Source organism: Microcoleus sp. F10-B2 (genome assembly GCF_036704965.1).
Taxonomy (GTDB): Bacteria; Cyanobacteriota; Cyanobacteriia; order Cyanobacteriales; family Microcoleaceae; genus Microcoleus.
Map to the genome: position 1 here is coordinate 17,882 of NZ_JAUBTB010000074.1, position 17,737 is coordinate 35,618.

The 17,737-nt window shown below is 46.5% G+C and carries 8 protein-coding genes; all 8 read right to left on the reverse strand.

Annotation, left to right across the window (positions count from 1 at the left end):
- Window positions 1–76: 76 nt before the first annotated feature.
- The 8 genes from QUA99_RS24185 to QUA99_RS24220 all read right to left on the reverse strand — a co-directional run bounded on the left by QUA99_RS24185 (window position 77) and on the right by QUA99_RS24220 (window position 17,582).
- The gene (locus QUA99_RS24185) at window positions 77–1,438 is read right to left on the reverse strand and encodes a cytochrome 450 (protein ID WP_333243430.1); all 1,362 of its coding nucleotides are present in this window, start codon (window positions 1,436–1,438) and stop codon (window positions 77–79) included.
- Between the two features lie 325 nt (window positions 1,439–1,763).
- On the reverse strand, window positions 1,764–3,758 hold the full coding sequence (locus QUA99_RS24190; RefSeq protein ID WP_333243426.1) for an SBBP repeat-containing protein: 1,995 nt from the start codon (window positions 3,756–3,758) through the stop codon (window positions 1,764–1,766).
- Window positions 3,759–3,848: 90 nt separating this feature from the next.
- On the reverse strand, window positions 3,849–11,378 hold the full coding sequence (locus tag QUA99_RS24195) for a DUF7948 domain-containing protein (protein WP_333243423.1): 7,530 nt from the start codon (window positions 11,376–11,378) through the stop codon (window positions 3,849–3,851).
- A gap of 449 nt (window positions 11,379–11,827) precedes the next feature.
- Entirely contained in the window at window positions 11,828–12,673 is an 846-nt protein-coding gene (locus tag QUA99_RS24200; protein WP_333243420.1) for a helix-turn-helix transcriptional regulator, read from the reverse strand.
- A gap of 424 nt (window positions 12,674–13,097) precedes the next feature.
- On the reverse strand, window positions 13,098–13,580 hold the full coding sequence (petD, locus tag QUA99_RS24205; protein ID WP_333243417.1) for a cytochrome b6-f complex subunit IV: 483 nt from the start codon (window positions 13,578–13,580) through the stop codon (window positions 13,098–13,100).
- A gap of 182 nt (window positions 13,581–13,762) precedes the next feature.
- Window positions 13,763–14,431, reverse strand: coding sequence for a cytochrome b6 (petB, locus tag QUA99_RS24210; protein WP_333243414.1), 669 nt, complete (start codon window positions 14,429–14,431; stop codon window positions 13,763–13,765).
- A gap of 598 nt (window positions 14,432–15,029) precedes the next feature.
- A complete protein-coding gene (locus QUA99_RS24215; protein ID WP_333243411.1) occupies window positions 15,030–16,091 on the reverse strand; it encodes a calcium-binding protein in 1,062 nt (353 codons plus the stop codon).
- A 492-nt stretch (window positions 16,092–16,583) separates the two neighbouring features.
- Entirely contained in the window at window positions 16,584–17,582 is a 999-nt protein-coding gene (locus QUA99_RS24220; RefSeq protein ID WP_333243409.1) for an IS630 family transposase, read from the reverse strand.
- Between the last annotated feature and the right edge of the window lie 155 nt (window positions 17,583–17,737).

Consider the following 17,737-nt stretch of genomic DNA (forward strand, 5'->3'; position numbering starts at 1 on the left):
ACAGGCATCTTGCCTGTTCTTGAGAATGGTGTAATATCTCAGTTTCAACCGCTGTCCGATCGAGCTTTTGGATCAATTACCGCCGCAAATTAGGCTCAGAGCTTCGGCGCACTTTGCCTACCGTACTCACGACATCCACCAGCATCTTGAGTGCGACATCTTTACCGGGGCAAATCCGTCCCGCACTCCGATCGCCCACGGAATGAAATCCCATATGAAAAGGGCACAGATTCTCGCGCTTAGGGTTGAATTCGTATACCGTAGAGCCCCAGAAACTCTCGTCTAGCAGCCCCAAACTGAGCGGTATCAGTACCTTGGTTCCGGCAGGGAAAGTGCGCTCTTTGCCCGCTACCCTTGCGGTGAAGGGCTCTGTCGCGACTCGGTGGGAGGCGCTGACGGGGGCCCAGAGGCGGGCGCATTCCAAGAGGAAGAGCTCGATCGACTGGCGATCGTCCAAATCGAGCCGATCCCAAAAATCAGTCGGGTTAATTTCGGCCGTCTGCTGTCCTTTATAGGCGGGGAGAGGGCGGTATCCCATTGCCGTGTAGCCTAGGTGCAGGGGGCCTTGCAGTCCCGCTATGCCCATAATCGATGTCATCAGCTTTGCCAATTCCCGCTTAGTCATGCCGTTGTTTTCCGAACTCTCCTCGAAGTCGGCTAAAGCTGGGGAATTTTCATAGATAGTCGCTGCACGCTCGATTAGAGCGGACAAATCCCCGTGTCCAAAGAGGTTCAGGCTTTGCAGCAGGTTCCCGATGACGGCGAAGTAGTGCAGCGGGCTTTGGCGAGTGTAATGCAATTCGGTGAGAAGTTCGATCGACTCTGAATCGTCTGGATTAATCCCAAAGATGACGTAGTGCAGGTATCGGACTAAAAATCCCATCCAACCCCGCTTGACATCGGTAAAAAACGCTCCCCCCGTACCGTGCGACATCTCGGCATAATCTGCAGCTAGCCGATCGAGCAACCGTCGGGCGATTTCGTCTCCCTGCCGATCCGTTGTCGCACTGTTGAAGAGATACTTCTGCATACAGCTTCGGAATGCTGCGTGGTTGCTGCTATCATCAGTGGCGCGATCGGACAAAGACAGTAGAAAAAGGTTTCTGCCGCCGACATCTTGGTTGGGCGCGCTATCGGGATCTAGTACAGAAGTACCCAGCCGCCATCCGCGCGCCTGGGGCGATGTGAGTGCTTTTTCCAGCGTGTCAAACTCTCCCATCACGACTTGCCCAGCGCAGCAAAAGTTGGCTCCGAAAGCCAGCCGTTTTATCTGCAAATAGGTGGGTTCGTTGGCAATCAAACCCTCAATCAGGGCGATCGGCGGTAACATCGTTTTGCTGAGACTTTCTTCCGGGTTTTGCAAAGCCCAAACCTGAAACTCGTTCAGTGCCGGGTTCATCAGCGATGAGAAAATAGTATCTAAATTTAGGTTCATCATAATTCCTCCGAGAATCCCTCGCCATAACCCGCTTTGCATTTAGCAGCAAGAGGGTATTGAGCAGTAATATAGCGGGATTGAATACCCGCTTCATTGCCAAAATCAGTAAGTATAACTATAGCCATTTTTTTTTGTGCACGCAGTGGCAATATAGAGATAGTTTTACTGAATATGTCTGCGTCTAAGTCTAGCCTTTTTCCGGAGATTGAGTGGAATTTATAACGATTCCTGGTAAGTAGATCTACTTTCTACATCTAAAGTATTAGGCTCTATCTCTGAGAGTCGCAGATAAACCGTAGTTATGTGCGACTACTTGCTATTAAATTTAGCCCAAATCGGCGACATTAATTAGACTGGACGACACCCCATTGAGAGATGCTAAAATTTCTCCGGTTGTTGACAAACGGATGAAAGTTGCACTGTTTTCTTGAGTAATTGACAGTTGGGAGAAAGTAAGATTGTTGCCTAGGGAAAGCAAATCTTTACCGTCTTCAAAATCCAAGATAATATCGATACCCGAATTGCTAGAGAGCAAGAAGCGATCGTTGCCATCACCTCCTGTCAAACTATCATTTCCCAAACCGCCATCCAACAAATCATCACCGTTACCTCCCAGCAAAATGTCATTACCATCGCCGCCGTTCAAAATGTCAGCACCCCGGTTGCCAAACAAGACATCCTCACCGCTACTTCCAAGCAAAGTATCGCTACTTTTGCCGCCGAAAAGACTGTCATTTCCGAGGCTGCCGTCGAGGGAATCATTTCCTAAATCGCCGTACATCCGATCGTTGCCATCAAAACCGCTGAGGCTATCATTTCCCTGTTTACCGCTGATGGTATCGTTGCTGCGATCGCCTGCAAGGAAATCGTCACCATCAGTACCGATAATTGGTGTTGGCGTAACTGCCTCTGCGATCGTGCCGAGTTTAGCAAGCCAAATATCATTACCGCCGGCATTGGGACCTCCCAAAGCACCCTTAGTTTCTCCGGTCAAATAGACATTGCCAGCGCGATCGAGTTCTAAGTTTAAGGGATAATCAGATTCCGCAGTCCCGAATTGCTGGAGCCACAACCGATTGCCATTGCTGTCGTACTTAGTTGCCCAAATATCTCGATCGCCTGCATTAGGACTTCCCAAAGCGCCTTTGGTTTCTCCCGTCAGGTAGAGATTGCCAGCGCTATCCACTACTAAGTTTGAGGGAGAATCATCTTCACGACTCCCGAATTGCTGGAGCCACAACCGATCGCCATTGCTGTCGTACTTAGCTGCCCAAATATCTTCACTGCCGGCATTGGAGCCTCCCAAAGCACCCTTGGTTGTTCCTGTCAGGTAGATATTGCCAGCCAGATCGAGTTTTAAGTCAAAGGGCTCGTCAGATTCGGCAGTCCCGAATTGTTTCAGCCACAACCGATTGCCATTGCTGTCGTACTTAGTTGCCCAAATATCTTGACTGCTGTTATTGGTGTCTCCCAAAGCGCCGTCGGCTGTTCCCGTCAAGTAGAGATTGCCAGCGTTATCCAATACTAAGTCAGAGAGCAATGTTGCTACATTGGAGTCAGACGGAGAAGGAATAGTCCCCAATTGCTGGAGCCACAACTGATTGCCATTGCTGTCGTACTTAGTTGCCCAGGTGTTACTAACACTTGCTCCAATTACAAAGTTGCCACCGAAATTCTTAACATCTTTCCCCACCAGGTAGAGATTGCCACTGCTGTCAACCTTCATGCCATAGGGGAATGCCTCGCCAGTGCTAGGGCCAGGATCGGTATTGATACCCTTCGACCACAATCGGTTGCCACTGCCGTCAAACTTAGCTACCCAGGGTATTTGGGGACCTCCTGCTCGACCAAAAAATGAATCGCTCGATCCTGTTATTCCTGTCAGGTAGATATTGCCAGCATTATCCACTGCTATGCCGAATGGATACTCATCATATAGCGTGTAGTCGAACTGCTCGAACCACAACTGGTTGCCGGTGCTGTCATACTTAGCTACCCAAGCGTCGTATTCATCAACAAACCCCTGCGGTGAAGGGGTAGCATTAGTTCCTGCGAGGTAGACATTGCCCGCACTATCTACTGTCACTGTTCTCAAATATTGATGATTGGTTAACTGCTTGACCGACAACAACTGATTGCCACCGGTATCATATTTGGTTATCCAGGTATTGCTACTTGGATTTGTGCCACCTAAAAGGCCGTCGGCAGTTCCTATCAGATAGAGATTGCCTGCACTGTCAAATGCTGTGTCTCGGAGGCCATCCTCACCGGGTGTGCCAAATTGTTTGAGCCATTCAAAGTTAGGCGTCGATTGTGTCATAGTTGGTGTGGTTTCAGGGATTTTACCCGTGCAACAGCCGGGTAATGGGTAATACCAATCCGGGTTAGATATCCTACCTATTACCAGACATTAGATTGAGCCAAAGTTTGCGGCACCGATCGCACTGGCAGCCACCCCATTCAAAGAAGCTAAAATTTCTCCGGTTGCCACCAAGCGAATTAATGTTGCACCGCTGTTTTGAGTAATTGACAATTGCGAGAAAGTCAGCCCGTTACCCAAAACTAACAAGTCTTTACTAACTTCAAAGTCAGTAATAGTATCAGTACCGGAATTGGTAGATAGCAAGAATTTATCTAGCCCATTCCCTCCGGTCAAACTATCATTTCCCAAACCGCCATCCAACAAATCATCACCGCGATTGCCAAACAAGACATCATCACCGTTACCGCCAAGCAAAGTATCGTTAGCCTTGCCGCCGAAAAGAGTGTCATTCCCCACGCCAGAGTCCAGGGAATCATTGCCCCTCATGCCCATCAAAACATTATTGCTGCTGTCGCCAGTCAGGATATCGTCGCCGCTTGTACCGAGAATGCGATCGGGGGAATTGCTGCTCAAATCCGCGTCGCCGGTGACTACAGGAGTTGCAATCCCAGCAGGTAATATTACAGCTTGAATTCTGCTATCTAAAGCAGCACCAGTATTCTCAGTAACTACCTGGGAAATTGTCTTAGTTCCCGCACCAACTTCTTTGAAGTCTTGAGTGGTTGGGCCCAAAGCTACTTGTTGGACGCGGGCTACTGATTCAGGAATTGATGTTCCTGTTGGGTTGGAGACAGCGGTATCAATGCGCTGATTTGCTGTTGCCATTACTGTCGCAACTTGCGAGGTAATTGAGGTAACTTTTTGACTGTTGAAACTGGGGTCAATCTGCTGGATTTTCGCCGCTGATTGCTGAATTATTGGTTCTAAAGCGGCTGCGTTGCTGAGATTTAAAACAGTACCGGATTGAATTGGATTCGTAATTGAACTGACAACAGCCTTGACAAGATCCTTACTAGCTGCACTGGAAGCACCGTCGATCAAAGCGCTAGTTTGAGTGATGAAGTTTTGGACTTTCACCATTGCTGCCAAAGTTGCGATGCCCCCGGGTTGGTTCTTGTTGGTAGCGTCTATGGGGTCTAAGTTAATCAGGTCAACATCAGCAGGGAGGGAAAGAGAAGATTTGACGAGAGATTGCGCTGCTTCGGGTGCAACTCCTTTGTCGATTAAGTCGGCAACTAAGCTGGTTAAGAGGGTGACAACACTAGAATCTGGTGGTGCGGTGACAGGAGTTTCTAGGGGCAAACCAGTAGCAGTGTCAGTGCCTCCAGTAGCAACTAAATTACCTTCTGATGGGTCTATTTCTCCGTTTTTGTTGGTGTCGAAAGTCTCGAAGGAAATATCGAGATTATATTTACCGCTGGCATCGGTAATGGTGGATGGTTCGTTGCTATCTTTGATGCCGTTTTTGTTGGCATCTAAGAAGACAGTCGCCCCAGAAATGTAACCGTCGATGACCCTGCCATCTCCACTTTTTACTACGTGGACGATCTGGCTGGCACTCGCACCATAAGGGTCTGTTGCTGTTAAATTTGCGTAGAAGTCTTGCCAGTTGCTTGGGGGAGTTCCGGTGAACTTGATGCTGTTTGTGGCAGAGTTAAACGACAATCCAAGCCAACTGCTGTTCGGATTGCTCTGTAATGAGCTGCCGTCAGACCGGGTTAGCGTGTAGGTGAGTAGGTCGCCATCCGGGTCTGTGTAGACGTTAAGAAGGTCTTCATTGAGAGCAGTGTACCGACTTCCCAGGCGAATCTTCTCTTGTGGCGGGCGATTGCCAATAATACCTCCACCCAAAGCCAGCATATCGACGCGCTTGAAGTTTAACCCCGTTTTGGTAACGTTATCGTTTTCGTCGTCCCCGTCATTAATAGTGACGCCAGTTGATTTCAAAAGATTGGCAAATTCGCTTGGCGTTAGTCGGCGGCCTAAGTCTCGTTGCGCTAGCTGCTGTGCTAGAACGGCAATTCCAGCGATATGGGGTGCAGCTTGGCTGGTACCGTGCTGGGTGATTAAACCGCCTGTTGGGCCGGCACCTTTAATGGGCGCTCCAGGCGCAAAAACTGTTGTCAGAGTGCTGTGGCGCTGAGAGAACGGTGTGATGCGATCGCTAGCCGTGGTATTGGCGCGAGCGCCACTTCCATAGCTATAACCACCGGAGTTCGAGTCATACACAGCCCCGATCGAAAGGGAGTTCGGATCTGCCGATGGGTAACTCACGCCCTGAGCGCTGCCTTCGTTGAAGAAACTGTTGCCTGATGCCGAGACGACGATCACATTTCTCGCTGCCAACGCTGCTAGCTCATCGTTAAGGCCGTAGAGCGTTTGGGGAGTGTTGTAATTTCTGGTGTCTCCCAGCGACATATTGACACTGGCAATGTTGTATGTAGTGGCGTTGGCCACCACCCATTGTAAGGCTTGTTCTACATACGAGAAGTCACCGCCGCCACTATTTTTAAAGACTTTGAGATGGATAATATTGGCACCAGGTGCCATCCCCCTATAGATACTGTCTTGAGAGGTGGCAATACTAGAAACGTTCGATCCATGTCCGTCCACGTCACTAGCATTTGCGTCACCGTCAGCAAAATCGTAGTTATAGACGATGCGATCGGCAATGCCGTTAGAGTTACTATCCGGGCCAAAGAAAGGGTGGTTTAAATCAATGCCCGTATCTATGATTACTGTTGCCAAACCCCGACCATCAATTCCGGCAAAACCCGGTGCGGCGCGGAACTTATCCATGTTGATCAGCGGGCCGGATATATCCGTGGCAGGAGAGATACTTAAATTGTCTGTAGTGAGTATTTCTTCACTAGCTTTGTACGCTGGGAAATCAGAGCTAGTAGTGGTGATACCGTTCAGGCGAGGTGCGACAGACAGGTTTAAATTATAGGGCGTGCTAGCACCGCCAACTGATGAGACTAGAACGTAGTAGGTGCCGTGTTCTAAGGTGCGGTTAATTGACTCGGATGCAGTGCCAAAATTATTGGAACTGGCGATCTCATTTCCGCTAATGTCGAACAACTCAACTTTAGCATCTGCATTCAGTCCGCCCAGCGACAAGTTGAAGTCATTGCTAGCACCTAAGCTAAATTTGTAGTAATCATCGGTGTCGCTGCTGCTCACCGCGTCGCTGTAGCTTTTGAGACTAGAGGCTACACTGATTGCGCTTGCTGCACTTGCAGTGTTGCCAGCAGAGTCTAGTGCTGGGGGATTATTGCTGTCATTATCAACATTGGTAACGGCGACATCTGCTGCATTTAACCCGGAGTAATTGCTATCAGTGCTAACAGCAGGGGTTGTAAGAATGCTGTAATTCTTATCGCCGTCAGCAACACTGTCATTAACACCAGTTACCGTCACCCTCTGCGCTTGATTCCAATTAACAGAATTGAAGGTAATCGATTGTGGGGAAACTATTCCCTCTGCTGTATTGGAACTTCCTAAATCTATTTTGACATCCGCAGTAGGTTGGCTGTTGAGTTTGACATTAAATGTGGCTGTTTGCCCTGCTTCTGTCGTGGTTAATCCACTTGCAGGATTAACACTAATTCCAGCAGGTGTCGGTGTTGGGGTAGGAGTTGGGGTTGGAGTTGGAGGTGTTGGGGTTGGAGTTGGAGGTGTTGGAGTTGGAGGTGTTGGAGTTGGAGGTGTTGGAGGTGTTGGAGTTGGAGTTGGAGTTGGAGGTGTTGGAGTTGGAGGTGTTGGAGTTGGAGGTGTTGGGGTTGGAGGTGTTGGGGTTGGAGGTGTTGGGGTTGGAGGTGTTGGAGTTGGAGTTGGAGTTGGAGGTATTGGAGTTGGAGGTGTTGGAGTTGGAGGTGTTGGGGTTGGAGGTGTTGGGGTTGGAGGTGTTGGAGTTGGGGTTGGGGCAGTGTCGTTATCAGTAATGGCGACATTAACAGGAGAAATTGTGATGCTGTTATAATTAACATCGCTACTGGTAGCAGTATGGTCGATCGCCCCCGCATGATTTCCTTCCACAGCCGCATCGTCTGTAGCCGTTACTGTCACGGGTTTCGCAACATTCCAGTCAGTAGCGTCGAAGGTAATTGCACCGATCGCACTTATTTGATTTCCCGCATCAAAACTGATAGTAACTGGTGCAGTTGGCTGCGAATTTAACTTGAGTGTATAACTGACTGTGGCACCGCCTTCTGTAGCAGTTGTGCTCTCCGGTGAAATACTCACACCCGTCGTATCGTTATCAGCAATCGTGGCAGTCACGGGAGAAATCGTCAGGTTGTTATAATTAGTATCTGTACTGACAGACTGGTGAGCGATCGTGCCGCTGCGGGTTCCTTGCGCTATGCTGTCATCGATCGCCGTAACACTGACATTTTGCGCCACATTCCAATTATTCGGGGTGAAAGTAACAGGTGCGATCGCATTAATTTGACTCCCCGTGTCAAAATTAATCGTGACGTTTGCAGTAGGTGCGGTAGTCAGAATTACGCCGTAGCTATCCGTTACACCGCCTTCAGCAATAGCTGTCCCGCCTCCTGATTGGACAAGAGAAACACCGGGACTATCGTTATCAGTAATCGATGCTGTCACATTGGGAATGGCTTTGCCGTTATAATTTGCATCGGTACTCGTAACTGTGTGAGCGATCGTGCCGCTGTGGGTTCCTTGTGCTAAATTGTCGTCGATCGCAGTGACAGTGACTGTTTTCGCAACATTCCAGTTAGTGCTGTCAAAAGTAATAGGTGTGGCGATCGGATTAAGTTGATTGCCAGTATTGAAACTGATAGTAACCGGTGCCGTCGGTTGCGAAGTTAGCAGGATTTTGTAACTGCCATTTGCACCGCCTTCTGTAGCAGTTATGTTGGTAGGTGCAATGCTGAAACCGGCAGTATCGTTATCGGTAATGGCGACACTAACAGCCGGAATTGTGATGCTGTTATAGTTAGTATCGGTACTGGTAGCAGTATGGGCGATCGCACCTGCATGATTTCCTTCAACTGCATTGTCGTTAACCGCTTTCACCGTCACAGTTTGAGCGACATTCCAATTAGTAGCGGTAAAAGTAAGTGCGGTAATTGGTTGAATTTGACTGCCTGTAGCCAAGTTAATCGTAACAGGTGCAGTCGGTTGAGTATTTAATTTAACGCTATAACTTCCAGTTGCACCACCTTCCTTCGCACTCGTGTTAGTAGGAGTAATGGTAACGCCTGCGGTGTCGTTATCGGTAATATTAGCATTGACGGTATTGCCAGCAGTGCCATTAACGGTAAAACTTACACTCGCCCCGTTATAACGAGCATCGGTACTGATAGCAGTGTGAGCGATCGGGCCGCTGTGCGGCGAAGTTTCTGCTAGGCTATCATTAACTGCACTGACTGTCACCGTTTGCGGTAAAAACCAGTTAGTTGGAGTAAAACTAATACCAGCAATCGGTTGAATTTGAGTGCCTGTATTGAGTGCGATCGCCACATTTGCAGTAGGCTGATTAGTCAACACCACTGTATAAGTATCCGTCGTCCCGCTTTCTGCCACATTAGTGCTGCCGACCGACTCAACAATCTTTACCTGCGGCCCGCCAGGAATGATTTTAGTAATAAAAGCATCAGAAGCACCTCCCCCATTCGCCGCTTGCAAAGGAGTTGCTGTTGGGAAGTTAGTAGAAGCAGTACCTCCCACCAGATAAACTGCACCAGAAGTATCGACCGAAATACCACCACCGAAGTCGTTCCCGCTGCCGCCAAGATAAGTTGAATCAACTAAGGCAGAACCCGACGAATTTATTTTCGTGACAAAAGCATCTTGCCCGCCGCCGCTGACACTTTGAAGAGCATTCTTAGTCGGAAAATTAGTCGAAGTAGTGTTTCCCGTCACATAAGCATTACCCGCACTTTCTACAGTAATGCGATCGCCATTCTCCTCTCCGCTACCGCCCAAATAAGTTGAATAAATCAAAGAGTTATTAGGACTTATCTTCGTGACAAAAGCATCTTTAGCGCCACCGGCATTAGCAGCTTGAATTGGACTAACTGTAGGAAAATCAATTGATGTGGTATATCCCACAACATAGGCATTTCCAGAACTATCTACAGCGATATCATTACCTTTATCTTCACCGCTGCCACCTAAATAAGTGGAATAAGTAAGTGCGCCATTGGCGTTAAATCTACTGACATAAGCTTCAAAACCGCCTGGAAGTGTATCATTAGCTGAGTTCAGCGGGAAGTTAGTAGAATCGGTATTTCCGGTAACCCAGACATTACCAGAATTGTCTAGTGCAATGGCTTTAGCATCATCGATACCGCTACCGCCCAAGTAGGTAGAGTAAACTAAAGCACTGCCGGTTGGATTAACTTTAGCAAGAAACCCATCCAGTCCTCCTCCGTAATTAAACTGGGAGGCAGTGTCAGTAGTGGGGAAACCGCCGTATGTCGGCCCGACAACATAAGCATTACCGTTACTGTCTACTTTAATGCCGTTGCCGAGACTACTCCCGCTAGCGCCGAAAAAAGTACCACCAATCGCGCTACTGCCTAAAAAAGTAGAATAAACTAACGAATTTCCTGCTGCATTGAGTTTAGTTACAGCAGCACTCGTAGTATCTGCTGTAGGTTTAAAAGAACCCGCTGTAGTTGGATAACCCTGATTGACTGGTCCGGTTAAATAAGCATTTCCTTGACTGTCTACGGCAATGTCAAAACCTTCATCATTGTTAGGGCCGCCAATAAATGTAGAGTAAACTAAGGCAGTTCCTTCGGGGTTAATTTTCGTAACCAAGATATCAGATTGACCTCCTGGGATAGTTTGGTATGCACCAGGAGTAGTCGGAAAATTGTTAAAAGTAGTGCCAATAATGTAAGCCGCACCTGTGCTATCTACGGTTATGCGGTTGGCGGTGTCATAGCCGCTGCCGCCTAGGTAAGTGGAGTAAGCTAAAACCGGGTCAATAACTAGGGGTTGAGTGGGGTCAAAATATCCCAAACTAAAATTAACTTGACCGTTTCCTAATAAATTGTAAGCTGCGGGAACATTCACCCGCTGTCCGTTGATATCTTGATAAACTATAGGTGCGTTATCAATTAATTCGCCTAGCGGTGTTTCTAAGATCAGTGCTCCGTCGTCGCGCAAACGAATGTTGTTAACACCGCTATAGTTCATCTTAATTTGACTCGGATCGGCAAAAGGTGCAACTAGAAACTCGCTCTTAAGTTGTCCTTCTGTGCCTTGGAAAACGCGGTCAATTCCTTGATAGACGTTTTGATAAACAACGCCGTTAAAAGTAGGCACATTAGTCTGCCATTGACTGGAATCCTCGCCTAACAGAAAGTTAGCAACTCCCGGCAATTTTTCCAGCCCGGAAATTGTGGGATTCGGGTTGCTGTTGGCTAAGCTGCTGCGGACAGTAGCAGAATTTGTTGCTTGGTTCCCCGGTTCATTGGGTTGCTGGAAAGCGGTAAAGGTGATTTCGTTTGGAGTGAAATAGATGCTGTGACCGGCACCTTTCACCTGGAATTTCACATTCGGGTCTGTTTGTCCAGCATTTGCAATAAAACTTAAGGGAATTTGACCGTAAGATGCCTGTTGATTTTGAGAGCTCATAGCTGGTACCCCTGGTTTATGTTATGCGACTAAGTATATACAAGTACGAGCTCTGCTTTATTGTAAATTCTTGCGGAAAACTTGTTAAACATACAATTTTCTTGCGAAATTTTACCTAATTTTATGAATAATTGTAACAACGCTGACGAATTCGATCAGTAAGTGTGACATTCTACGGGTTTGATGAGTAAGTGCGACAGTCCGCCTGGGGTTAAAAACCCCTGTCTCATAGCGAAAGTCCTCTCAAAGAGGACTGGTATTGATGATAATTTAATTGCATTTGCCAGTCGGTTTCAACCGACTTTCGCTATGAGACGGGGAATTAATTCCCCGGCGGACTTGTGGGTGAATGCAAAAACTCAAGAATGCCAAAAACTTTGGGTAAGTCCGAGAGTCCGACAGTCCGCCTGGGGTTTTTAACCCCTGCCAGACTGCGGCTGTTACCTTTATTAAAGTCGATCGCGATATTTCTTAGGAGTCAAACCGACAAGTTTGCAGAAAGTTTTACTAAAGTGACTTTGGTCGTGAAACCCGACTTGCTGCGATATATAGATTATTGATAAATCTTGCCTTTTCAATAACTGTTTGGCTTTCTCAATCCGGCACTGAATCACGTACTGATGGGGCGCGACTCCAATTGATTGTTTAAACAAACGACCGAAATAATAAGGACTCATTTGCACTAAATTAGCAAGTTCATTTAAGTGCAAATCTCTGTGTATGTACTCATTTATGTAGTTAATAACTATTTGTAATTTGTGAGGATCAAGACCGCCTTCAAAATCTCGCATCTTGGTTTTTTGTGCACAATAGCGGTGCCGTATATGAAGTGAAAGCGCGTTTTTCAGTGCATCGACATAAAGAGTAGCGTTTAATCCACCTGATGCGAGTTCGGTTTTGAGGGCCCAAGCAATTCCGATAATCAACGGATCGCGGATTTTCCAGTGCGGTATAATTTCAATCTGATTGGAATTTGTCGATTCGCAAACTGTATTGTCGAAATCGGTAGGTTCAAGTGCGATCGCCATAAATTCATGTTCTTCGACTGCATGTGACTGAAAATCAGTACCAGCAGCAGCGATGAACATCTCTCCACTTTGGCACGGTTCGCTACCGTAGTGTTTCCCGTTCAGTCCTATTCCCCCGATAGCTGAAGAGAATATTATGCCAATGCTGTGTTGTTGGAGATAGTGTTCGGGAGATTGGTTTGGCGGCTGACGATGATATTCGACATGAATTCCCTCCCAATTTGCGCCGTGACAAAGGATTGAGGTATTCGGCAGAATCGATTTCATCGCGTCTGTCTCAGCAAAATCAAGAATTATTGCTTTCTCTGGGGACATCGCTTGCACCTGAGACAGTTGCTATTATTATATAGTTCTGAAGTTCTCCCAGTTATACAAAAGATACATAGGACTTACGCTACATATTCTGGGTCTGTTTGTCCAGCCTTCGCAATAAAAATTAATGGAATTCGACCCTAGGGTGGTGGAGGGTCGATCGATAATCGGCACTTTCATACCAGCCGTTGTGCCTACAATTAATTACCGATAATTATTAAATTATAGAGCGATAAATATAAAATCTAAAATCCCTAATCCCAAATCTAAAATCTAAAATCTAAAATCTAAAATCAATTGACGCCCGCTAAAGTTTCCCACCAGTACAAAAGCACTTTACAGGAAACCCGCAGGCGTCAAAATCAAGCAAACTTAAATCTTAGAAAAGACCCAGTGTGAAAGATTTGTCGATCGGGAAAATAGCACCAATACCCAACCACAGAGTTACCGCAGTTCCAAACAGGAAAACAGTAGTAGCAACAGGGCGGCGGAACGGATTTTGGAACTTGTTAACATTCTCGATGAACGGAATCAAAATCAAGCCAAGGGGAACACCGGCCATGCAAGCAATACCCAACAATTTGTTAGGCAAAACGCGCAGGATTTGGAACACAGGCCACAAATACCATTCCGGCAGAATTTCCAGCGGAGTAGCAAAAGGATTAGCAGGTTCGCCAACCAAAGCTGGGTCTAGTACGGCCAAACCCACGCACAGAGAAATCGTTCCCATGATTACTATAGGGAAAACGTAGAGCAAGTCATTAGGCCAAGCTGGTTCGCCGTAATAGTTGTGACCCATGCCCTTAGCGAGCTTAGCGCGGAGGTCTGGATCGCTCAAATCTGGTTTTTTGAGAATAGACATAGTGAGAGTGTTCTCCTTTTAGTTTTACCCGGGCCTGGGATTCCGCTGTATTCGTTAGTTTGAATCAGCGGCGCGATCGCAGGAAGTATTAGCCGTAAATAAATATCATGAGTGATGAATTCTGAATTTTCAACTCACAATTGGGCGGGGGGGCAAAAAATACCGCCCCCACAACTCAAAATTTACAACGGGCCAGAGATACCTTGCTTGCGAATCATCAAGAAGTGAGCCAGCATGAAGACTGCAATCAGCCAAGGCAACACAAAAGTGTGCAAGCTGTAGTAGCGAGTCAAAGTGCCTTGACCGACGCTGACACCGCCGCGCAGCAGTTCAACCATTAAAGAACCGACAAACGGGATAGCTTCGGGGACGCCGGAAACGATTTTAACCGCCCAGTAACCGATTTGATCCCAAGGCAGCGAATAGCCGGTCACGCCGAAAGAAACAGTGATGACTGCCAAGATTACTCCTGTCACCCAGGTTAATTCGCGGGGCTTTTTGAAGCCGCCTGTCAGATAAACCCGGAAGATGTGCAAAATCATCATCAGCACCATCATGCTGGCAGACCAGCGGTGGATGGAGCGGATCAGCCAGCCGAAGTTGACTTCAGTCATCAGGTATTGCACTGAAGAAAAAGCTTCTGCTACCGTGGGACGGTAATAGAAAGTCATGGCGAAGCCGGTGGCAAACTGGATCAGAAAGCAAACCAGAGTAATTCCGCCCAAGCAGTAGAAAATATTGACGTGCGGGGGTACGTACTTCGTAGTGATGTCGTCGGCGAGCGCCTGAATTTCCAGGCGTTCCTCAAACCACTGGTAGGTTTTTGAGTCGGTGATTTGTTTAGAAAACATGGAGCCAGAATTCCTAAAAGAATATTGCTGTGGTTGAGGTTCAGGGCAGCAGCCACAAGGTTTTTTGTCGCCCCGCGCCGAGCAGCTTGCTTTTACTAGCAAATGCCTGAGGCTATTTTTTTAATTTGGAGCTGACGAAAGGAACTCTATTGTGCGATCGCCTGCAAGCCCTGGGAAACTAAGCGGTGGCTTGTCCCTACTCGCTGGCGTTGCCCGATCGAATTCCAGACTGTGATAAAAAATGTAACATAATTGCCGTGCAATTTTCACGCGCGCGATCGCTTTTTGGACACTTAAAAGGCTTTTTTCGGAATCTCAACATTCGCCCAAGCTGGTATGCGTGGAAGGCTGAGCTGCAGCAAGCAGTCCGAGCCGGAAACAGGTTTGCCGGGAGAGCCCAAATTTCATCTCGATCGTAAAACTTTACCTTTTGGCCGCAAACGCCCTCATTGTCGATCGAGTAGCCCGATCCGGTTCGACACTCCAATCGAATCTTGTTTTGTAGTCAGGACTTCAGTTCTTACTAACAAAATATGCTGGCTGCAACCTGCGTATTTCCGTAAAAAAAGCCGGTGATTGCCCCCATCCGTAAGTCCTATCACAATTGAAAAGAAAGCAAACTTTCCACAAAAACTGGCAGTATTGGCGAGAAAGGAGTGGGAAGCGGCGGTATCGGGAAGGGAATTTCAGGAAGAGACGGGAAGGATGGAAAGTCTCGCGATGGCGGTGTAAACCCAGTCGAAACGATCGCGCAATCTGATAGGCTCACATCTGTAACATTTTTAACGTCGGCGATTAAATCCGAGCCGACCAATATCCGAGTTCCCCGTCTCGTACCGTCATCATAAGATTCAAAGCGATAAAAGAAGAAGCGAGAACCGTCACGATCTTGTACGAAGCCAACAACTTGAATTTTGTCACCTTCGCCCCGGTTAAAATCGTCAATAACGGCATAGGCGGTATCACCGCTATAGAATAGGTAAGGGCGGATATTTAATGAACCGAGAACAAATATGTCAGCACCACTTTGCCCGATTAAATAATCGATTTGTGCTACTGTTGAGGAAAAGCCGTAACCCGATATGATGTCATTACCTGGCCCGCCAATCAGGGTGTCATTGCCCTGATTTCCCTCAAGCAAATCGTCTCCTGTATTGGCGTTAATGTAGTCATTATCTAAGTCACCTATTACAGTGTCGTTCCCACTTTCTCCAAACAGGCGATCGTTACCTTTGCCACCCATTAAAAAGTCGTTGTTGCTGCCACCAAACAAGCGATCGTCTCCATCTCCTCCGATCGCCGTATCATTGCCTTGACCGCCGTTAAGACAGTCATTGCCAGCCCATCCCAAGATACTGTCGTTATTGTCTTCTCCTCTGATTAAATCCGCGCCTTCACCACCCTCAAGAAGATCGTTCCCGGCACCTCCTTCAAGTTTGTCATTGCCTTCGCCACCGCTGAGACTGTCGTTACCAAAGTAGCCCAAAAGGCGATCGTTACCGACTCCACCTGCCAGACTATCATTTCCTTCTCCGCCATCTAAAGTGTCATTACCACCCAAACCAGATAGAGTATCATTGCCTGCCAGCCCACACAGGGAATCATCGCCAATTTCACCTGCTAGTAAATTATCGAGATTGTCACCGCATATAACTACCATAAATTTGTCCTCCTGAAAACTATTTCACAACAGTCGCTCAATTTTAGATTTTAGATTTTAGATTTTAGATTTTTACCCTCCCCGCAATTTCAAATTTTGAATTTTGGATTTTGTAATGACTTTAGTTATGATTGACCTTTTGTACTGGGGGGGTGACAAAGAGGTTTAGGAGATAGACCGAATAAGGGTTGCAGCCCGTATACCCTGTTGATAAAAGCGACGTTTATTGGGAGTTAACTTCATTAAGTCTTGAATTTCTAATGAATGCCGATCGAGATAATTAACCCACTGCTCTCCATCGAAGCCAACGCCAAATGTACTCCGTCTTCGGTATTTTTTTGTAGCTTGGGAGCGGCGATATACATATTTTTGTACCTGCTTTTTTTGAATTTCAGTCCCTTGAAATATGGCACAAGTATAGGCGAGCGCCATTAATAGAATCATCTTAATCAGTCGTTCTCCTCTTAGACCACTGCCTTCTAGATTAAGTAGTTAAGCAAAATTAATTACATAATTTTCTCCAAATTCTTTAAGTATTTTTTCCACACATGAAACAAGAGCTGGCCAGCTAGAATAGGCATTTATTTCGATCCATTCATATTTAATAAACCGCCACAGAATCTCAATTAAATTCAATTCGGGTGAATAAGGCGGTAGTTCAAAGATATGTAGACCGCGTTCTTTCCATTCTTCAAGTCGGTCGTAGATGAAATCGCTAGTATGAATAGAAGCTCGATCGACTACAATAAATGTTGGTCGTTCGACCACAGGAAAAAAACTATCTATACAGGCAGAAACTACATCAGAATTGATAGTTTGAGTCGAGATATAGGCGTTAAGATTATTTTTTATATTCATGATTCCCAAGACGTTTAAACGCTGACTACGCAGACTCTTGAGCGATAAACATTCACCGATATTTTGCCAAGCATAAGGAACAGAAGGAATCAGACAAAATCCTGTTTCATCTAAATAGTATAAATCTATCTCACCTATATCTTCGAGTCGTTGTAATTCTGATAGTTGTGCTTGTTTTTCCTTGTATTCTATTGGGTCTGGCTCTCCTCCAACACCTCGACGCATCCGGTGCCAACTCATGGAAAATGATTTAAGTATTCTCTTAATTGTTTCCGTGCTTATAGTAATATCCCATTCTTGTTGGATTTTTTGTACTGCTTGCTTTAATTGTCTTGGCTCGGATTTTACCCAGTCTCTTATTTGAGCTAATTGTGTACAATCAAATGTTTGTTTTCTACCGCGACCTGGCTTATTATATAGTCCGAGCATTCCCTCGGACTCCCATCGATTCAACCAGTTATACATAGTCTTATGACTAATTTTAAATATTTTCTTCAAGTCTTTATTTTTGACACCTTGCGAAACCAAGAGCAAAAAATGTGCTCTTTGACGCACTTGATGATGTCTACTTTCACGATAAATTCGGATTAGTAATTTAAATGAAAGTGGATTAACATCTCTAAGTAAAAACATACACAATATCTCTCCGCACAACTCAATAGTCTTATTGTATCATAATGTTTGTTTGTGTAATTAATTTTGCTTAACTACTTATAACCTCCCTTCTTGCAATCTCGGAACATTTCTTCAATTCCCATTCGCTGTTTATAAGCGGAGAGCGCCAATGG